The following is a 17,295-nucleotide window of genomic DNA, read 5'->3' on the forward strand; positions in this document are numbered from 1 at the left end:
GGATTCACTGGCCGCGGATGCGCTTGAGTTCGCCCATCACCAGGCCCATGGCCTCGTTGCCGATCTTGCCGGCCTGGTGCTCGTAGACCACCTTCACCTTGTCGCGGATGCGGGCCATCTCGGCCGGGGCGATGTCGTTGACCTGCATGCCCTTGGACTTCAGCTCGGCCAGCGTGCTCCCGTTCTTGGCGCGGCTGACCTTGCGCTGCTCGTCGCGGCCTTCCACGGCGCAGGCCTTCAGCGTGTCCTGCTCCTGCGGGCTCAGGCCGTCCCACACCTTCTTGCTCATCAGCATGGCCATGGCCGCGTACGAGTGCTTGGTCAGGCTGAGGTACTTCTGCACCTCGTAGAACTTCATGTTGTCGATCAGCGCGAACGGGTTCTCCTGGCCGTCCACGGTCTTCGTTTCCAGCGCCGAGTACACCTCGCTGAAGGCCATGGGCACGGCGTTGGCGCCCAGCTCCTTGAAGGTGTCGATGTAGACCGGGTTCTGCATCACGCGCATCTTCAGCCCGCTGAAGTCTTCGATCCGGGTGATCGGGCGCTTGCTGTTGGTGGCGTTGCGGAAGCCGTTCTCCCAGTAGGCCAGGTTCACCAGGCCCACGGCCGGCAGCTTGGCGCTGAAGTAGGCGCCGGCCTTGCCGTCGAGCACCTGGTCGGCCTCGGCCTCGTTGCTGAACAGGAAAGGCAGGTCCAGCACGCCCAGTTCGGGCACCATGGCCACCAGCGGCGCGGTGGACGGGATCACCAGGTCGATGGTGCCCGAGCGCACGCTTTGCGTGGCGGTGCTGTCGTTGCCCAGCTGGTTGTCCCAGTACGGCGTGATCTTCATCTTGCCGCCCGACTTGGCCTGGGCGCACGACGCCATCTTGGCGATGCCGTTGCCGGTGGGGTGGTCTTTGCCCGAGCCGCTGGACAGGCGGAAGTTGCGGTCCTGGAACTGGGCGTTTGCAGCGCCGGCGGCACAGGTGGCGGCCAGCGCAATGGCGGCCAGGCGAAGGGTCAGGTTCATGGTTGTCTCCGGTCGATCCATCACATCAGCCACTTGAGTGGCACGGTCACAAGGCTGGGGAACAGCACCAGCAGCGCCAGCACTGCGAGTTCGGCCCACAGGAAGGGCCACAGCCCCTTCATCAGCTCGCCCATCGAGATCTTGCTGACGCCGCAGATGACGTTCAGCACGATGCCCACCGGCGGCGTGATCAGTCCGATGGCGTTGTTCATGATGAACAGCACGCCGAAGTACACCGGGTCGATGCCGGCCTGCTTGATGATGGGCATCAGCACCGGCGTCAGGATCATCAGCGTGGGCGCGAAGTCCAGCGCGGTGCCGACGATGACCACGATGACCATGATCACGGCCATCAGCAGCACCTTGTTGAACATGAAGGGCTCGAGCATCGCCCCCACCTGCTGTGGCACCTCGGACATCGTGATCAGCCAGCCCGAGACCAGCGCCGCGGCGATCAGGAACACCACCGACGCGGTGCTGCGCGCCGCGCCGATCAGGTGCGAGAGCCAGGCCGAGGGCGCCAGTTCGCGGTAGACGAAGGTGCCGACGAACCAGGCGTACACGCAGGCCACCACGCCCGCCTCGGTGGGCGTGAAGATGCCGAACTTCAGCCCGCCGATGATGCCCAGCGGCATCAGCAGCGCCCAGATGCCGTCCACGCCGGCCTGCACCCGCTGGGCGAAGGCCTGGCGCGGCAGCACCTGCACCTGGTCGCGGCGCGCCACCCACAGCCAGGTGAGCAGCAGCGACAGGCCCATCATCAGGCCCGGCACGATGCCGGCGAGGAACAGCTTGCCGATCGACACGTTGGCGATCACGCCGAACACGATCAGGCCGATGGACGGCGGGATCACCGGCGCGATGACGCCGCCGGCGGCGATCAGGCCCGAGGCGCGCGGCACGTCGTAGCCGGCCTGGCGCATCATCGGGATCAGCAGCGCGCCGATGGCGGCGGTGTCGGCCGCGGCGCTGCCGCTGATGGCGGCCATCAGCACCGAGGCGAAGATGGCCACCAGGCCCAGGCCGCCGCGGATGTGGCCCACCCAGGCCAGCGCCACCGCGACGATGCGCTTGCTGATGCCGCCGGCATTCATCAGCTCGCCGGCCAGCATGAAGAACGGAATGGCCAGCAGCGGGAAGCTGTCGGCGCCCTCCACCAGCTTTTGCGACAGGATGGTGGCATCCACCTGGCCCTGCACCACCATCAGCGCCATGCCGCACAGCATCAGCGCAAAGGCGATCGGCACGCCGATGGCCATGGCCCCCAGCAGCGAGAGCGTGAACACGAGGACGGTCATGGACCAGCCCTCCGGTCACTGCGTGACCACCTCCCCGGGGGAGGGGGCGCGCCGCCTTCGGGCGGCCGGGCGGCGGCGCTCATGCCTCATCCTCCCCATGCGGGCCCATCGCGGCAAGCTCGGCGTCGCCGATGCGGCCGGTGAGCAGGCGCCACAGCGTGTGTGCGCTGATCAGTGCGATGGCCGTGCCGGTGACATAGCCCACGCCGAAGATCCAGATCATCGACAGGCCGGTGATCGGTGCGGTGGTGGTGGCGTTGATCTCGTGCTGGCGCCATGTGCCCCACACCAGCATGGCGCAGGCGCCGATCACCAGCAGCTGGGTGATCGCCAGCGCCATGCGGCGGCCGCGCGGGCCCAGCCGCTCGACCAACATGTCCATGCCCAGGTGGCCGTTGTCGCGCATCACGCCAATGGCGCCGATGAAGGTCAGCCAGATGAAGCAGAAGCGCGACAGTTCCTCCGACACGCCGATGCCGGAGTTGAAGGCGTAGCGCAGCACCACGTTGCCGAAGACCATCAGCACCATCAGCAGCAGCAGACCGGCCAGCAGGCGGTCGATGGCCCAGAACACGCGGTCGATCGGACCGGCCGGCAGGGTGCCGGGGGCGCGGGCGGTCGACATGCTCAGATCACCTTGCCGGGGTTGAGCAGGCCCTGCGGATCCAGCGCGCTCTTCAGCGTGCGCATCAGCGCAATCTCGGCCTCGCTGCGGCTGTGGCCCAGCCACTTGCGCTTTTGCGTGCCGATGCCGTGCTCGGCCGACACGCTGCCACCGTACTGCTGGACCAGGCCATAGATGGTGGCATCCATCTGCGCCTTGGGCTGATCGGCCAGGGACAGGCCGTCGCTCCAGGCCACCAGGTGCAGGTTGCTGTCGCCGATGTGGCCGTAGTAGATGCTCTCGATGCCGGCGCCGGCCGGGCGGCCCGCGATGTCACAGGCCAGCAGCGCGGCCTTGCAGTCGCGGGCGAAGTCGGCGATGCGGCCGATGGGCAGCGACACGTCGTAGCTGATGTGCGGGCCGATGACCTGGAAGAACTCGGCACACGCATCGCGCAGGGCCCAGAAGCCCTGCACGTCGGCCAGGCTCTGGGCCACGGCGGCGTCCTTCAGCAGGCCCCGCTCCATCAGCGCCTCGAGCCAGGCCTGGAAGCGCGGCCCGTCCACCGCCTCATCGGTGCCCTGGGCTTCCACCAGCACGTACTGGGCGTGGCCCTGGCCCACGGCGGCCTGCACCCTGGCGCGTTCGGTCACCACCTGCCAGTAGTCGGGCCACATCACCTCGAAGGCCGAGAGCAGCGGGCCCAGGCCCGAGCGGGCGGCGTTCAGCAGGGCCAGCACGCTGTCGTAGCCGTCCACGGCGCACAGCGCGGCCATGGTGCAGCGCGGCTTCCCGTGCAGGCGCAGCACGATGCGGGTGATGATGCCCAGCGTGCCCTCGCTGCCGATGAACAGCTGCTTCAGGTCGAAGCCGGCGTTGTTCTTCAGCATCTTGTTCAGGCTGGTGATGATGGTGCCGTCGGGCAGCACCACCTCCAGGCCCAGCACCAGCTCGCGCGCCATGCCATAGCGTATGACCCGGTTGCCGCCGGCGTTGGTGCTGAGGTTGCCGCCGATGGCGCAGCTGCCGCGCGCGCCCAGGTCGAGTGCGAAATAGAGGCCCGCGGCGTCGGCCGCGCGCTGCACCACTTCCAGCGGGGTGCCGGCCCACACGGTCAGGGTGCTGCTGGCGCTGTCCACCTCCTGCACGCCGCTCATGCGTTCCAGGCTGATGGCGACCCAGCCGTCCTCGGGGCGAGCGCCGCCGCACAGGCCGGTCAGGCCGCCCTGCGGCACGGCCTTCAGCCCGGCTGCGGCGCAGGCTTTCAGTGCGGCCGACACGCCCGCGGCATCGGCGGGGCGCACCACGGCCAGCGGCCGCACCGGCAGCTGCGAGCTGTTGTCGTTGCGGTTGCGCTCGGGCACCTCGTCGCCGATCAGCACGGCGGCATGGCCCAGCTCGGCGCGCAGAGCCTGCAGCGTGGCCAGGGCGAGCGCGGTGGGGCCGGCCGCGGTTGGGGCGATGGCGTGGCTGGCGTTGGTGTTGGCAGAGGCGGTCATGCGCGGGTGTCGCCGGTCATCTCGGCGGTCATCGGAACGGCCCGCAGCGTAGCTTGTATGTAAGGTACTAGAGTACTGGTGAAAGCCCCAACTGGCGCCGGACAGCGTTCCGGCGTCGGGATCTGACAGACTCGCGCCGTGATGGAAACCGCCGCCCGCTTCAAGCTCGACACGCCCAAGTCCCTGGCCAGCCGCGTGGCCGAACGCCTGCGCGAGGCCATCATCGACGGCGAGTTCGCGCTCGGCGCGATGATTCCGGAGGAGCAGCTGGCCACGCAGTTCGGGGTCAGCCGGACGCCGGTGCGCGAGGCGCTGAACCAGCTGCAGTTGCAGGGCCTGGTGGTGGTGCGGCCGCAGCGCGGCAGCTATGTGTTCGAGCCCAGCGAGGACGACATCGCCGCGATCTGCGAATTCCGCTGCGTGGTGGAGCCCAGCGCGGCCGAACTGGCCCATGCCCATGACCTGGCCGGCACCGCGGCCACGCTGCGCGCAGCCATCGACGAGATGGCGCAGGCCCGCACCGACCGCGATGCCGTGCGTTACGGCCGTGCCGACACCCGGCTGCACGAGGCCTTCTTCGACCATTGCGGCAACCCGTACCTGCAGGGCGCCTATGCCACTGCGGCGGTGAAGATCGCCACGCTGCGCACCCACCTGTCGGCGCCGGCCGATGTGCTGCACCCGCGCGGCTTCGAGCAGCACAGCCAGTTGCTGGCCCTGTTCGAGCGGGGGGAGTTCGGGGCCTTCCGCACGCTGATGCATGCGCATGTGACCGGCACGCGCGACGCCTACGTGAACCGGCTGAAGGCGCGCCGCGGCTGATCCGCCTGCCGGAACCTGCCGCCCAGGCGACGCTGCGCGGCCGGCGGCACGCGCAGAATCCGCGCTCCGCATTGCAACCCCACACCGCGAGCACCCCATGTCTGCCCCCTTCGACATCGTGATCCATGGCGCCACCGGCTTCACCGGCCGTCTGGTGGCCGAGTACATGGCCCAGCGCTACCCCAATGCCGGCAACCCCGAGGGCATCCGCTGGGCCATGGGCGGGCGCAGCGCCGATAAGCTGGCGGTCGTGCGCGACGAGATCGGCGCCCCGGCCGACACGCCGCTGGTGGTGACCGACCTGGCCGACCCGGCCTCGCTGAGCGCACTGATGTCCTGCACCCGCCTGGTGCTGACCACCGTGGGCCCCTACCAGCTGTACGGCAACGAACTGGTGGCCGCCTGCGCGGCCAGCGGCGTGCACTACGTCGACCTGTGCGGCGAGCCGGCCTGGATGCGCCTGATGATCGAGGCGCACGAGGCCACCGCGAAGAAGAGCGGTGCGCGCATCGTGTTCTCGTGCGGCTTCGACTCCATCCCCTTCGACCTGGGCGTGTTCCACCTGCAGGAAGCCTTCCGCGCCAAGTACGGCCATGCCGCCCCCCGCGTGCGCGGCCGTGTGCGCAAGATGAAGGGCACCTTCTCGGGCGGCACCGCCGCCAGCCTGAAGGCCACCATGGCCGCGGCCGCGAAGGACCCGCGCGTGCTGGACTGGCTGCGCACGCCCTTCGCGCTGACGCCCGGCTTCACCGGCCCCAAGCAGCCCTCGGGCAACAAGCCCATGGTGGACGAGGCGCTGGGCGCCGTGAACGGCGAAGGCGTGTGGTGCGCGCCGTTCGTGATGGCGGCCATCAACACCAAGAACGTGCACCGCTCCAACGCCCTGCTGGGCCATGCCTGGGGCACCGACTTCGTCTACGACGAGATGCTGATCACCGGCCCCGGCGCGCGCGGCGAGCAGATCGCGCAGCATGTGGCGGCGGACAAATCGCTCGGTGGCGAGGGCGGCCCCAAGCCGGGCGAAGGCCCGTCGAAGGAAGAGCGCGAAAGCGGCTTCTACGACGTGCTGTTCCTGGGCGAGGACGCGCAGGGCCAGCGCCTGTCGGTGGGCGTCAGCGGTGACAAGGACCCCGGCTACGGCTCCACCAGCAAGATGATCGCCGAGAGCGCGGTGTGCCTGCTGAAGGACGCCGGCGCCCTGCCCGGCGGCATCTGGACCACCGCACCGGCCATGGGCGCGGCGCTGATCGCGCGGCTGCAGGCCAACGCCGGCCTGCGCTTCGGGGTCGAGGGCTGACGACGCTCAGTCGCCCAGCGGCCCGAAGCGGGCCTCGAAGGCCGCGGTGAAGCGCGGGCTGGCGGCGATGCTCAGCGTCACCGTGCGCCAGCCGCCGGCCTCGTCCACCACGCGCAGCTCGTGGTGCCAGTCCTGGCCGTCATCGACCGGGCCGTGGCTGTGCGCAAACTGCTGCCAGCACCAGGCCAGCACCTGTTCCACCTCGGCCATCACCGCGGCATGCTGGCCGGCCTGGGTGGAGGCCATGGCCTCCAGCGCGGCCACGCCTTCGCCGACCTCGTCGAGCTGAAAAGTCAGGTAATCCATTGGCGGATTCTGGCGCGCCTGCCGGTGGCCCCGCCGGCAGCCCACACAAGCCGACAAAGCGCCACGGAGGCGCAACGAACGCCCCACGCAAACCGACGCGGGGCCACGCACAGCCACAGGGCGCCACCCGGTGCCACGCGCCGCCACAGTGACCCACGGGGCACCGTGCCGGTGGCTCTGCTCCGGTGATGGCCGCGGGAGCGGCTGCCTAGGATCTCCTGACCGAAACACGGAGATCGTCATGTCCTCGATCAGTTCTCTCTCCACCGCCGGCTGCGGCGTGCAGAACCTCGGTGCCTACGAGCGCAACGTCAAGAACTACGGCGCCGCCGTGGCCACGGTGATGGGCGCGGCCGACGCGCTGGGCTCGGCCGCATCGGCCACCGCCAGCTTCAGCAGCACGGCCCTCACCCAGGCCAGCCAGGCCATCGGCGACGGCGTCGATGATGTGGTGAGCACCGCCAACGAGGCCTGTGACGCCGTGGGCAGCGCGATGCAGAAGACCTACAGCGCGGTGGCCGAGGCCGGGCAGGACACCGTCGAACTGGTGGGCGATGCGCTGGACAAGCTGGGCGACTACGCCACGGCGGCCATGGTGGGTGCCGGCCAGGCGCTGGAATGGGTGGCCTGAGATGGCGGCGCTGCACCTTCTTCGCCTGGCGGCGCTGGCCGGCGTGCTGCCGCTGCTGGCGACGGCCTGCTCGGTGATCTCGCCCGCCCCCACCTGGGAGCTGGTCAAGGCCGCCGGCAGTGCAGCCAACCTGGCCCTGGTGGGTCGTGGCGCACGGGCCAGCAACACGGTCTACACGCCCCACGCGCTGCCGGCCCAGGTGTGCATCGAGTACAGCCCGCAGCCGCCCCTGGCCGACTGGCTGCCGGCGCTGCAGATCGAGCTCAAGCGCCACGCCATCGACAGCCGTGTGTTCCCGCCGGCAACGCCGGTGGACGGTTGCACGCACTGGCTGCGCTATGCCGCCACCACCGACTGGGAGATACCGCCAATGGAAAGCCGCCCCGTGCACCAGCTCACCCATGCGCGGCTGAGCCTGCAGCGCGCCGACGGCCGCGTGCTGTCAACCAGCGAGTACGTGGCCGGCAGCGGGCTGCTGTCGGGCAAGTGGGGCAGCACCCGCGACAAGCTGGCGCCGGTGGTCACGGCCCTGCTCACCGGCGTGGAGGAGTGAGCCATGCGCGGTCATCGATTCCCCGCTGGGCCATGGCGGCGCGCGGTGCTGCAGGGGCTGCTTCCGGCCGTTGCGGCCGGCCTGGGCGGCTGTGCCAGCACGCCCGAGAGCGCCATCACGCTGCCGGTCACGGCCGCGCCACGAGCGGCGCCACCCAATGTGGAGCCGGTGCTCACCGGCTCGCTGTTCCGGCCCGACCAGCCCGGTGCGCTGCTGTTCACCAGCGAGCGCCGGGCCCGCACGGTCGGCGACACGGTCAAGGTCGACATCGCCGAGACGCTGGCCGCCCACAGCCGCCACACGGCCGACAACCAGCGCGAGAGCAAGCTGACCGCCAAGGGGCCGGGCAGCGGTGCGTCGTCGCTGCCCTCGGCCATGCGCGGCCTGCTGAACATGGACGCCAATGCCTCGGGCAGCGATTCGTTCAAGGGCGACGGCCAGGCCGAAGCCAGCAACTCGTTCAAGGGCCGGCTCACGGCCACGGTGATCAACGTGCTGTCCAACGGCAACCTGGTGGTGGCCGGCGAGCGCGTGGTGCGCCTGAGCAGCGGCGCCACCACCTTGCGCTTCTCGGGTGTGGTCGATCCCTCGGACATCCGCCCCGGCAACGTGGTGGCCTCCGGCGACATCGCCGACGCCCGCTTCGAGGCCCTGGCCTCGGGCGAGCTGGGCGACAGCGCCCGGCGCAGCTGGCTGCAGCGCGTGCTGACCGAGTCGCTGCGGGTGTGGTGAGCGCCCGCGAGGGTTGCTTGCCACGCCACCGAAAGCCGCCCGCATGGCGGGTTATGGGGATCACTCGGGCATCCGGGTAAACCACAACATTGCTTCACATGCCGCAACGCCGCACTGACGCGGTGACGCTCAAATTGACGATCGTTTCCTGCTGTTGACATCCGCATGATCCCCGCCGCCGAACACCGCACCGCCCGCCGCCAGGTTCACCTGGTCGAAGACGACGCCGAGCTGCGCGACATGCTGGGTGGCTACCTGGAGCGCCATGGCCTGCAGGTGCGTGCCATGGACAACGCCGAGGAGCTGCTGCGCGGCCTGGGTGGCGGCTTGCGGCCTGACCTGATCCTGCTGGACCTGGGCCTGCGCGGCATGTCGGGGCTGGAGGCCTGCCGCCAGCTGCGCGCGGCCGGCAACCATGTGCCGATCGTGATGCTGACCGCGCGGTCGGACGAGGTCGACCGCGTGGTGGGCCTGGAGATGGGCGCCGACGACTACCAGTGCAAGCCCTTTTCGGCGCGTGAGCTGGTGGCCCGCATCAATGCCCTGATCCGGCGTGCGCAGCGGCCGGTGGACGAGCCGGCGCCGGCGCACGAGGTGCGCATCGGCGAGTACCGCTTCAATCCGGCCACGCGCAGTGTGAGCCGGGGCGACGAAGTGCGCACGCTGAGCCCGGCCGAGCACGCCATCCTCGACGAGTTGTGCGCCAATGCCGGCCGCGTGGTGCTGCGCGAGCGCCTGCACGAGGTCTCGCATGCCGGCGACAGCACCGCCAACCTGCGCTCGGTGGACGGCATCGTGGTGCGCCTGCGCCGGCTGCTGGAGCCTGATCCGGCCGACCCGCGTCACATCCAGACCGTGCGCGGCGAGGGCTACCTGTTCGTGGCGCATTCGGGCGCCCGTTGAGCCGGCCGGCCGCGTTCTCGCTGGTGCGCCGCCTGACCGCCGTGGTGGCGGCCGGCGCGGCGCTCATCGTGCTGGCCAACATGGCGGTGATCGCCGTGGTGCTGGTGCCTCTGGTGGACGACCAGCTGGAGGACAAGGTGCGCCAGGTGGCCCAGGCGCGTCAGGCGCTGCTGGCCACGCCCGCGGCCGGGCGCGCGGCGCTGGCGGCCGCGCTGCAGCCGCTGGGCCTGGCCGTGGTGCAGGCCGAGCCCGCGCCGCTGCAGCCCGAGCCCAACCGGCCGCCGCTGCCGATGCTGGACGAGGCCTCCGCCGCCGCGCTGGCGCTGGAGGTGGGGCGCTCGAGCGTGTCGGGCCGGCCCGACCTGCTGCTGCGCGGGCGTTTCGAGGTGGACGGCGGCCGCTGGTGGGTGAGCACGCGCCTGCCACCGCCGCGCCTGCCGCCGCTGATGCCCAGCCTGCTGCTGCTGCTGCTGGTGGGTGGCGCGGCCGCGCTGGCCGCCACCATCAGCGTGCGCGCCTATGCCCAGCCCATGGCCGACATCGCGCGGGCGCTGCGGGCGCGGCGCGGCAGCCTGCACCCGATCGACGAGCCGGCGCGCGCCAGCGTGGAACTGCACGAGCTGATCGCCGCGTTCAATGATCTGGTGCGCGCGGCCCAGGTGGGCGACGAGCGTCGCCGCCAGGCGCTGGCCGGCCTGTCACATGACCTGCGCACGCCGCTGGCACGTCTGCGGCTGCGCGCCGAGTGCGCCCTGCCGGACGAGGCGCTGCGGCCGATGGAGGCCGACTTCGACACGCTGGACCGCATGATCAGCCAGTTCGTGGCCTACACCCATGCCAGCAGCACCGAGCAGGCCAGCGGCCAGCAGCTGCCGCTGCCGCAGATCGTCGAGGCCACGGTGCGGCGCTACCGCGAGCGGCACGCGGTGAGCATCGACCCCTCGGTGCGCGAGGTGACCCAGCGCTTCCCCGACCTGGCCCTGCACCGCGTGCTGGCCAACCTGATCGACAACGCGCTGGCCTACGGCGCCGCGCCGGTGGCGGTGGTGGCGCGCCAGGCCGATGGCGAACTGCGCATCCTGGTGCGCGATGCCGGCCCCGGAATCGCCCCGCAGGACCTGGCCACGGCGCTGGCGCCCTTCGGCAAGCTGGATGCCGCGCGCCCGCGGCCCGGCGCCAGCGGCCTGGGCCTGGCCATCGTCGACCAGGTGGCGCAGCAACTGGGCGGGCGTGTGGTGGTCGAACCCTTTGACGGCCAGGGCTCGGCCGTGGGCTTGGCGGTGCCGCTGATCAAGGTCCAGGGCTAGCCTGGGCGCTGCATCGGCCGGCGTGTGCCGGAGCCCAAGAAAAACGGGCCCCGCAGGGCCCGTTCTGGTGGGAAGGCGACGCTGGGTCGCCAGCCACAATTACTTCGAAGCAGCCTTGGCGGGCTTCTCGGCCTTCTTCTCGTCCTTCTTCTCGGCCTTGGCTTCGGCCTTCTTCTCGGCCGGGGCGCTGGCCTTGGCCGGGGCGCCGCCGGCGTGCGAGGCGGCTTGGGCGCCGAAGGCGAAGGCGGTCAGAATCAGGGCGGACAGGATCTTGGTCATGGTGTGCTTTCCAATAGGAAGGTTGGTTCATGCGCCGGCACCATTCGGCCTGTGACGTCAGCCCCCAACAACTGCAGGCTCTGGCGTTCCGTAAGTGTCCGGTGAGCCTTCAACGTGTTTCCGGTGCAGCGGTTGACAGCCGCCGCAGGTTTTCGTCGCTTTTCAGCCGTTGTTTTGGCTGTGGATCGGTCCATCCGCTTGCCCTGACCCACTCCGATGAGCATTCGTTCACACTTTTGGCGTGCCGTGAAAACGGCCTGCCTGGCCGCGGTGCTGGCCGTGGCGGTGCCGGCGGCCGCTGCGCCCTTCACGCCGCAGCGCGACGACCAGGTGCTGGAGCGCCTGCCGGAGCGCGCCGCCGACCCGCAGGCCCGACGCCAGGCCGCCTTGCGCCAGCAACTGCGCCAGCGCCCGCAGGACGCCGCGGTGGCCGCCGAGCTGGTGCGTGGCTACCTGCAGGCGGTGGCGGCCGAGGGCGATCCGCGGCTGATCGGCTACGCCCAGGCGGCGCTGGCGCCGTGGTGGTCGCAGCCCGCGCCGCCGGCCGAGTTGCGGGTGCTGCGCGCGCGGCTGCTGCAGTTCAACCACCAGTTCGCGCCGGCCGTGGCCGATCTGCAGGCGGTGGTGGCGGCCGACCCCGCGCAGGGCGAGGCCTGGAGCTGGCTGACGGCGATCGCCATGGTGCAGGCGCGCTACGCCGACGCCCGGGCGGGCTGTGCGCGCCTGGCACCGCTGGCCGAGCCGCTGATCGGGGTGGCCTGCCAGGCCGCCGTGGACGGGCTGACCGGCCAGGCCGACGCCGCGGCGCAGGCACTGGACGCCGCGATGCGCCGTGAGGCCAGCACCACCAGTGCCCCGGCGCGCCTGTGGGCAGCCACCCGGCTGGCCGAGTTGCAGGAGCGCCGTGGCCAGGCGGCCGCCGCCGAGGCGGCGTTCAAGACCGCGCTGGCGGCCGATCCCGTCGACGGCTACGCACTGGCCGCCTACGCCGACTTTCTGCTCGACCAGCGCCGGCCTGCCGAAGTGCTGACCCTGCTGCGCGGCAAGGAGCGCGCCGACCTGCTGCTGCTGCGCCTGGCGGTGGCCGCGCAGGCGGTGCGCGCGCCCGAGGCTGCGCGCTGGGCCGACGAACTGGGCGCCCGTTTCGACGCCGCCCGCCAGCGGGGCGATCTGGTGCACCAGAAGGAAGAGGCCCGCTACCGGCTGGCCCTGCGCGGCGATGGCGCCGGTGCGCTGCCGCTGGCCCAGGCCAACTACGCGGTGCAGCGCGAACCGGCCGATGCCCGCATCCTGCTGGAAGCGGCGCTGGCCGCCCGCCAGCCCGCGGCGGCCGAGCCTGCCCTGCGCTGGCTGGCGGAGCACCGGGTGCAGAGCACCGTGCTGCAGGCGCTGGCTGCCCAGCTGAAGGGTCTGAAATGACGGCGGCACTGCGGTGGATGGGGCGCGCGATGGACCGGTTGCGCCGGCTGGGCTGGGTCGGCCTGTTCGGCCTGCTGGGTGCGATGAGCCTGCTGGCCCTGCCGGCCCGGGCCCACAAGGCCAGCGACAGCTACCTGGCCATCACGGTCGAGCCCGATGGCCGGGTGCACGGCCAGTGGGACATCGCGCTGCGCGACCTGGACCATGCGCTGGGTCTGGACGCCGACGGCAATGGCGAGATCACCTGGGGCGAACTGCGCGCCCAGCATGGCGAGATCGCCGCCTACGCGCTGGCCCGGCTGGCGCTGTCGCGCGATGGCCAGCGCTGCATGCTGGCGGCCGGCCCGCAGCAGGTGGACAGCCACACCGACGGCGCCTACACCGTGCTGCCGCTGCGCATCGACTGCCCAGCGGTGCCCGGCGGCGGGCCCGGCGACACGCTGGCGATGGACTACCGCCTGTTCGCCGATCTGGACCCGCAGCACCGCGGCCTGCTGCGCCTGCGCGCCGGGGTGCTGACCCGCAGCGCGGTGTTTGCGCCCGAGTCGGCACGCCAGAGCTTCGCGCTGGCCGCCCCCGGCACGCTGGCCCAGCTGCTGGACCATGGCCGCGAAGGGGTGTGGCACATCTGGATCGGCTTCGACCACATCCTGTTCCTGGTGTCGCTGCTGCTGCCGGCCGTGCTGGTGTGGCAGGCGGGCCGCTGGCTGCCGGCCCCCACTTTCCGCGGTGCCTTCATCGATGTGTTGAAGATCGTCAGCGCGTTCACGCTGGCGCACAGCCTGACGCTGTCGGCCGCCACGCTGGGCTGGATCACCCTGCCCTCGCGCCTGGTGGAGTCGACCATCGCCGCGTCGGTGGTGCTGGCCGCGCTGAACAACCTGTGGCCGCTGGCGCAGGGCCGGCGCTGGCTGGCGGCCTTCGGTTTCGGGCTGATCCACGGCTTCGGCTTCGCCAGCGTGCTGGCCGACCTGGGCCTGCCGGGTGATGCACTCGCCCTGGCGCTGGTGGGCTTCAACCTCGGCGTGGAGCTGGGCCAGCTGGCCATCGTCGCGGTGTTCCTGCCGCTGGCCTTCGCACTGCGTGGCACGCGGCTGTACCACTGGGGCGTGCTGCGCGCGGGCTCGGTGCTGATCGCGCTGCTGGCCGCAGTGTGGTTCGCCGAGCGCGCCTTCCACCTGCAGTTGCTGGCCTGAACGCCGGCGTTCAGCGCGGTGCCGGCGCCACCTCCAGCGCCAGCGTCATGAAGCGACTGTCGAACTGGTCGGGCTGCTCGGTGGACAGGCGCAGGTCGATCGCACGCAGCAGCCAGTGACCGGCCAGCGGCAGCGGCTGGGTGACCAGGCCCTGCGCATCGGTGCGCTGCCACAGGCCGATGCGGCCGCGCTCGTGCCGCCACTCCACCGACAGGCCGGGCACCGGCTGGCCGTCGCGCAGCACCTGCACCGTCACGCGGTCGCCGGCCTGCAGCGTGCGGCGTTCGCCCTGCAGCAGCATGTCCATGCCCAGGCCGCTGGGCACCGCGGCCGGCCCGCTGCCCGGGCGCTCGATGCGCAGGTGCTTCACGTAGCGCTCGCGCCAGGGCAGGCCACGCGCGGCCATGGCCTGCCAGGTGGCCAGCATCTCGGCGCCGGGCCGCACTTCCTTCAGGTAGGCGGGGATGGTGCGTGGCGTCAGTTCCACATCGAAGGCGCTGGTCTGCATCCAGCAGCTGGCGGCACCGGCCGGCGGCCGTAGCGGCAGCGCGGTGGCGGTGTAGGGCAAGGCCGTCGGCCGCGGCAGCGGCTGGCCGGCAGCGTCCACGCAGCCCTGGCGCGGCAGGTATTCGGTGCCGATGGGCGTCTCCAGCACCGGGAACTGGTCTCCCGTGCCCAGCAGCCACACGCCGTCGGGCTGCGGTGCCAGCCAGCTGTCATGGGCCAGGGCGGCCAGGCTGGTGCCGGCCAGGCAGGCAGCGAGCAGGAGCGGTCGGATCGAAGCCATGCCGCACTGTACGCGGCCGGCCCCGTGGCGGATGCACGGGCTCGGCTCAACCCACCGTGCTGCGCTGGGCGGCCTGCTGTGCCTGCGCGGCCAGCACCTGGGCGCGCACCGCCTCGGTCAGCCGCGCCTTCAGGCCGGCGAACTCGGGCGTGGTCTTCACCGAGTAGTGGCGCGGGTGCGGCAGCGGCACGCGCTCGTCCAGCACGATGCGGCCGGGCCGTGCGCTCATCACCACCACGCGGCTGCCCATGAACACGGCCTCGTCGATGTCGTGCGTGACGAACAGCACCGTGGTTCGCTCGGCCTCCCAGATGCCCAGCAGCAGTTCCTGCATCAGCTCGCGGGTCTGGTGATCCAGCGCGCCGAAGGGCTCGTCCATCAGCAGCATGCGCGGGCGGTTGGCCAGCGCGCGGGCCAATGCGGTGCGCTGCTGCATGCCGCCTGAGAGCTGCTTGGGGTAGTGGTTCTCGAAGCCTTTGAGGCCCACCTTGGCGAGAAAGTCGTGGGCGATGGCCAGTTGCTCGCTGCGCGGCAGGCCGCGCTCACGCAGGCCGAAGCACACGTTGTCCAGCACCGTGAGCCAGGGGAACAGCGTGTAGCTCTGGAATACCATGCCGCGCTCGGCACCGGGGCCGGTGATCCGGTGGCCTTCCAGCTCGGCGCGGCCGGCGGTGGGCTGATCCAGGCCCGCCACGATGCGCAGCAGCGTGCTCTTGCCGCAGCCGCTGGGGCCGAGGATGGTGATGAAGTCGTTCTCGGCCACGTCCAGGTCGGTGGCCTGCAGCGCCAGGGTGGTGTCGAAGCGGCGCTCCAGCCCGCGGACGGTGAGCAATGCGGTGGTGTTCGTCATCGTTCCGTCTCGCTCAGCGGCCGAGCTGGGCCCAGGGGAAGAGGCGCCGGTTGGCGGCCTTGAACAGCATGTCGCTGGCCAGCCCGATCAGGCCGATGACGATGATGCCGAAGATGATCTGGTCGGTGGCCAGCAGGGCCTGGCTGTCGGTGATCATGTGGCCGATGCCGCTGGAAGCGCCGATCAGCTCGGCCACGATCACGTAGGTCCAGGCCCAGCCCAGCACCATGCGCAGCACCTCGGCGATCTCGGGCGCCGCGCCGGGGATCAGCACGCGGCGGATCAGGCCGCGGTCGTTCACGCCCAGCGTGTAGGCCGCTTCCACCAGGTCGCGCCGGGTGTTGCCCACGATCACCGCGATCATCAGCACCAGCTGGAAGAAGCTGCCGATGAAGATGACCGCCAGCTTCTGCTTCTCCCCGATGCCGGCCCACAGGATCAGCAGCGGGATGAAGGCGCTGGCTGGCAGGTAGCGCGCAAAGCTGATGAAGGGCTCGAAAAAGGCCTCCACCGGCTTGTAGGCGCCCATGGCCACGCCCAGCGGCAAGGCGATTACCGCGGCGATCAGGAAGCCGCCCACCACGCGCCACACCGTCCACAGGATGTCCCAGCCGAAGCCCATCTCGGTGAGCAGCGTCACGCCGCTTCTCACCATGGTCAGCGGGTCGGCCAGGAAGGTCTTCTGCACGAAGCCGCCGAAGGTGGCCAGCGCCCACAGCGCCACGAACAGCACGAAGAAACTCACCCCCAGCGCCACGCGGGCGCCGGGGCTCACCGGGGTCAGCGGCTTCATCGTCGACGGTGCCGTGCGCTTACTTCAGGAACTGGGTGGTGGCCAGCTTCGACAGATCCGGGATCTGCTTGATGATGCCGGCCTCCAGCAGCAGCTCGGCCGCCTCCTTGGTGAACTGGGCGTGCTCGCCGGCGAAGAACTTCTGGTTCGCCTCGCGGTCCTGCCAGCGCAGGTAGGCCTGGCTCTTCTCGAAAGCCTCGCCGGTCTGCTTGACGTCGGCGCCCATGATCTCGAAGCTCTTCTTCGGATCGGCCTTGATCATGGCCACGGCATCGAAGTAGCTGTCGGCCAGGGCCTTGGCGGCCTTGGGGTTCTCGGCCAGGAACTTGGGCGTGCAGCCGAAGGTGTCCATCACCATCGGGTAGTCCAGCGTGGTGGCGATGATCTTGCCGGCCTCGGGCTTGGCACGCACGGCGCCCAGGTAGGGCTCGTAGGTCATCGCGGCGTCGATGCCGTCGGTGCCGGCGATCATGGCGTTGGCGGCGGCCTGCGGTTCCAGGTTCACCACCTTCACATCCTTCAGGCCCAGGCCGTTCTTCTTCAACATCCAGGCCAGCGTGAAGTACGGGGCGGTGCCGGGCGCGCTGGCGGCCACGGTCTTGCCCTTCAGGTCGGCGATCTTGGCGATGCCGGGCTTGACCACCATGCCGTCGGCGCCGTAGCTCTTGTCGAGCTGGAAGATCTGCGTGGTGGCCACGCCGTTGGCGTTCCACACCACCCAGGTCTCCACCGTGGTGGCGGCGCACTGGATGTCGCCGCTGGCAATCGCCAGGTGGCGGTCCTTCTGCGGGATCTTCTTGATGCTGACATCCAGGCCGTGCTTCTTGAAGATGCCCGCCTCCTTGGCCAGCGTGAGCGGCGCGAAGCCGGTCCAGCCGCTGATGCCGATGGCCAGCTTGGCCTCCTGGGCTTGCGCGGCGCTGGCCAGCAGCAGGGTGGTGGCCAGGGTGCTGGCGGCCAGGGCGATGCGGGAACGGGTGGAACTCATGACAGGCACTCCAGGAACG

Annotated in this window: 19 protein-coding genes; 9 read left to right on the forward strand and 10 right to left on the reverse strand. The window is 70.9% G+C overall.

Features of this window, described 5'->3' with window-relative positions:
• Nucleotides 1–4: 4 nt before the first annotated feature.
• The 4 genes from AACH10_RS21665 to AACH10_RS21680 all read right to left on the reverse strand — a co-directional run bounded on the left by AACH10_RS21665 (nucleotide 5) and on the right by AACH10_RS21680 (nucleotide 4,413).
• A complete protein-coding gene (locus AACH10_RS21665) occupies nucleotides 5–1,012 on the reverse strand; it encodes a TRAP transporter substrate-binding protein (RefSeq protein ID WP_341412606.1) in 1,008 nt (335 codons plus the stop codon).
• Nucleotides 1,013–1,032: 20 nt separating this feature from the next.
• The gene (locus AACH10_RS21670) at nucleotides 1,033–2,310 is read right to left on the reverse strand and encodes a TRAP transporter large permease (RefSeq protein ID WP_341412608.1); all 1,278 of its coding nucleotides are present in this window, start codon (nucleotides 2,308–2,310) and stop codon (nucleotides 1,033–1,035) included.
• 79 nt (nucleotides 2,311–2,389) lie between these two features.
• Nucleotides 2,390–2,935: a TRAP transporter small permease gene (locus AACH10_RS21675; RefSeq protein ID WP_341412609.1), complete on the reverse strand. Its 546-nt coding sequence runs from the start codon at nucleotides 2,933–2,935 to the stop codon at nucleotides 2,390–2,392.
• Nucleotides 2,936–2,937: 2 nt separating this feature from the next.
• On the reverse strand, nucleotides 2,938–4,413 hold the full coding sequence (locus AACH10_RS21680) for an FAD-binding oxidoreductase (RefSeq protein WP_341412610.1): 1,476 nt from the start codon (nucleotides 4,411–4,413) through the stop codon (nucleotides 2,938–2,940).
• A gap of 141 nt (nucleotides 4,414–4,554) precedes the next feature.
• Here AACH10_RS21680 and AACH10_RS21685 point away from each other — a divergent pair, with 141 nt between their 5' ends.
• Together AACH10_RS21685 and AACH10_RS21690 are read left to right on the forward strand one after the other, a co-directional pair.
• Entirely contained in the window at nucleotides 4,555–5,235 is a 681-nt protein-coding gene (locus AACH10_RS21685) for a GntR family transcriptional regulator (protein WP_341412849.1), read from the forward strand.
• Between the two features lie 97 nt (nucleotides 5,236–5,332).
• Nucleotides 5,333–6,532 (forward strand): saccharopine dehydrogenase family protein, encoded by a 1,200-nt coding sequence (locus AACH10_RS21690; protein WP_341412611.1) that lies wholly within the window; start codon nucleotides 5,333–5,335, stop codon nucleotides 6,530–6,532.
• A 6-nt stretch (nucleotides 6,533–6,538) separates the two neighbouring features.
• Here the strand turns inward: AACH10_RS21690 and AACH10_RS21695 are convergent, their stop codons facing one another.
• The gene (locus AACH10_RS21695; protein ID WP_341412612.1) at nucleotides 6,539–6,838 is read right to left on the reverse strand and encodes a hypothetical protein; all 300 of its coding nucleotides are present in this window, start codon (nucleotides 6,836–6,838) and stop codon (nucleotides 6,539–6,541) included.
• Nucleotides 6,839–7,079: 241 nt separating this feature from the next.
• On the opposite strand from AACH10_RS21695, the gene AACH10_RS21700 reads away from it, so the two are divergent.
• The 5 genes from AACH10_RS21700 (at nucleotide 7,080) to AACH10_RS21720 (ending at nucleotide 10,964) form a co-directional block, all read left to right on the forward strand.
• Nucleotides 7,080–7,469: a hypothetical protein gene (locus AACH10_RS21700; RefSeq protein ID WP_341412614.1), complete on the forward strand. Its 390-nt coding sequence runs from the start codon at nucleotides 7,080–7,082 to the stop codon at nucleotides 7,467–7,469.
• 1 nt (nucleotide 7,470) lies between these two features.
• Complete coding sequence (locus tag AACH10_RS21705) at nucleotides 7,471–8,022, forward strand: cell division protein FtsI (RefSeq protein ID WP_341412615.1); 552 nt, start codon at nucleotides 7,471–7,473, stop codon at nucleotides 8,020–8,022.
• Nucleotides 8,023–8,025: 3 nt separating this feature from the next.
• Nucleotides 8,026–8,754: a flagellar basal body L-ring protein FlgH gene (locus tag AACH10_RS21710; protein ID WP_341412616.1), complete on the forward strand. Its 729-nt coding sequence runs from the start codon at nucleotides 8,026–8,028 to the stop codon at nucleotides 8,752–8,754.
• Nucleotides 8,755–8,919: 165 nt separating this feature from the next.
• Entirely contained in the window at nucleotides 8,920–9,657 is a 738-nt protein-coding gene (locus AACH10_RS21715) for a response regulator (RefSeq protein ID WP_341412617.1), read from the forward strand.
• Complete coding sequence (locus tag AACH10_RS21720; protein WP_341412618.1) at nucleotides 9,654–10,964, forward strand: sensor histidine kinase; 1,311 nt, start codon at nucleotides 9,654–9,656, stop codon at nucleotides 10,962–10,964. The genes AACH10_RS21715 and AACH10_RS21720 overlap by 4 nt, the downstream gene beginning before the upstream one ends.
• A 99-nt stretch (nucleotides 10,965–11,063) precedes the next feature.
• Here AACH10_RS21720 and AACH10_RS21725 read toward each other — a convergent pair whose 3' ends face one another.
• A complete protein-coding gene (locus AACH10_RS21725; protein ID WP_341412619.1) occupies nucleotides 11,064–11,243 on the reverse strand; it encodes a hypothetical protein in 180 nt (59 codons plus the stop codon).
• 216 nt (nucleotides 11,244–11,459) lie between these two features.
• On the opposite strand from AACH10_RS21725, the gene AACH10_RS21730 reads away from it, so the two are divergent.
• Both AACH10_RS21730 and AACH10_RS21735 read left to right on the forward strand, forming a co-directional pair.
• Complete coding sequence (locus AACH10_RS21730) at nucleotides 11,460–12,662, forward strand: hypothetical protein (RefSeq protein WP_341412620.1); 1,203 nt, start codon at nucleotides 11,460–11,462, stop codon at nucleotides 12,660–12,662.
• Between the two features lie 29 nt (nucleotides 12,663–12,691).
• Complete coding sequence (locus AACH10_RS21735; protein ID WP_341412621.1) at nucleotides 12,692–13,858, forward strand: HupE/UreJ family protein; 1,167 nt, start codon at nucleotides 12,692–12,694, stop codon at nucleotides 13,856–13,858.
• 10 nt (nucleotides 13,859–13,868) lie between these two features.
• On the opposite strand, the gene AACH10_RS21740 is transcribed toward AACH10_RS21735, so the two are convergent.
• From AACH10_RS21740 to AACH10_RS21755, 4 genes are read right to left on the reverse strand one after another with little or no spacing between them, the layout of a single operon-like run.
• Entirely contained in the window at nucleotides 13,869–14,645 is a 777-nt protein-coding gene (locus AACH10_RS21740; RefSeq protein WP_341412622.1) for a DUF4198 domain-containing protein, read from the reverse strand.
• A 46-nt stretch (nucleotides 14,646–14,691) separates the two neighbouring features.
• Nucleotides 14,692–15,495, reverse strand: a complete 804-nt coding sequence (locus AACH10_RS21745; protein ID WP_341412623.1) for an ABC transporter ATP-binding protein — start codon at nucleotides 15,493–15,495, stop codon at nucleotides 14,692–14,694.
• Nucleotides 15,496–15,508: 13 nt separating this feature from the next.
• The gene (locus tag AACH10_RS21750; RefSeq protein WP_341412624.1) at nucleotides 15,509–16,288 is read right to left on the reverse strand and encodes an ABC transporter permease; all 780 of its coding nucleotides are present in this window, start codon (nucleotides 16,286–16,288) and stop codon (nucleotides 15,509–15,511) included.
• Between the two features lie 19 nt (nucleotides 16,289–16,307).
• Nucleotides 16,308–17,276: an ABC transporter substrate-binding protein gene (locus AACH10_RS21755; RefSeq protein WP_341412625.1), complete on the reverse strand. Its 969-nt coding sequence runs from the start codon at nucleotides 17,274–17,276 to the stop codon at nucleotides 16,308–16,310.
• Between the last annotated feature and the right edge of the window lie 19 nt (nucleotides 17,277–17,295).

Origin of the sequence: Pseudaquabacterium inlustre, from assembly GCF_038066595.1 — a bacterium.
Taxonomy (GTDB): domain Bacteria; phylum Pseudomonadota; class Gammaproteobacteria; order Burkholderiales; family Burkholderiaceae_C; genus Pseudaquabacterium; species Pseudaquabacterium inlustre.

Excerpts from the sequence above, each read along its gene's own strand:
- AACH10_RS21700 (WP_341412614.1), top strand. The coding sequence starts at position 7,080 with ATGTCCTCGATCAGTTCTCTCTCCACCGCCGGCTGCGGCGTGCAGAAC.
- AACH10_RS21685 (WP_341412849.1), top strand. The coding sequence starts at position 4,555 with ATGGAAACCGCCGCCCGCTTCAAGCTCGACACGCCCAAGTCCCTGGCC.
- AACH10_RS21750 (WP_341412624.1), bottom strand. The coding sequence starts at position 16,288 with ATGAAGCCGCTGACCCCGGTGAGCCCCGGCGCCCGCGTGGCGCTGGGG.
- AACH10_RS21730 (WP_341412620.1), top strand. The coding sequence starts at position 11,460 with ATGAGCATTCGTTCACACTTTTGGCGTGCCGTGAAAACGGCCTGCCTG.
- AACH10_RS21680 (WP_341412610.1), bottom strand. The coding sequence starts at position 4,413 with ATGACCGCCTCTGCCAACACCAACGCCAGCCACGCCATCGCCCCAACC.
- AACH10_RS21690 (WP_341412611.1), top strand. The coding sequence starts at position 5,333 with ATGTCTGCCCCCTTCGACATCGTGATCCATGGCGCCACCGGCTTCACC.
- AACH10_RS21675 (WP_341412609.1), bottom strand. The coding sequence starts at position 2,935 with ATGTCGACCGCCCGCGCCCCCGGCACCCTGCCGGCCGGTCCGATCGAC.
- AACH10_RS21745 (WP_341412623.1), bottom strand. The coding sequence starts at position 15,495 with ATGACGAACACCACCGCATTGCTCACCGTCCGCGGGCTGGAGCGCCGC.
- AACH10_RS21665 (WP_341412606.1), bottom strand. The coding sequence starts at position 1,012 with ATGAACCTGACCCTTCGCCTGGCCGCCATTGCGCTGGCCGCCACCTGT.
- AACH10_RS21705 (WP_341412615.1), top strand. The coding sequence starts at position 7,471 with ATGGCGGCGCTGCACCTTCTTCGCCTGGCGGCGCTGGCCGGCGTGCTG.
- AACH10_RS21735 (WP_341412621.1), top strand. The coding sequence starts at position 12,692 with ATGGACCGGTTGCGCCGGCTGGGCTGGGTCGGCCTGTTCGGCCTGCTG.
- AACH10_RS21725 (WP_341412619.1), bottom strand. The coding sequence starts at position 11,243 with ATGACCAAGATCCTGTCCGCCCTGATTCTGACCGCCTTCGCCTTCGGC.
- AACH10_RS21695 (WP_341412612.1), bottom strand. The coding sequence starts at position 6,838 with ATGGATTACCTGACTTTTCAGCTCGACGAGGTCGGCGAAGGCGTGGCC.
- AACH10_RS21710 (WP_341412616.1), top strand. The coding sequence starts at position 8,026 with ATGCGCGGTCATCGATTCCCCGCTGGGCCATGGCGGCGCGCGGTGCTG.
- AACH10_RS21755 (WP_341412625.1), bottom strand. The coding sequence starts at position 17,276 with ATGAGTTCCACCCGTTCCCGCATCGCCCTGGCCGCCAGCACCCTGGCC.
- AACH10_RS21740 (WP_341412622.1), bottom strand. The coding sequence starts at position 14,645 with ATGGCTTCGATCCGACCGCTCCTGCTCGCTGCCTGCCTGGCCGGCACC.
- AACH10_RS21670 (WP_341412608.1), bottom strand. The coding sequence starts at position 2,310 with ATGACCGTCCTCGTGTTCACGCTCTCGCTGCTGGGGGCCATGGCCATC.
- AACH10_RS21715 (WP_341412617.1), top strand. The coding sequence starts at position 8,920 with ATGATCCCCGCCGCCGAACACCGCACCGCCCGCCGCCAGGTTCACCTG.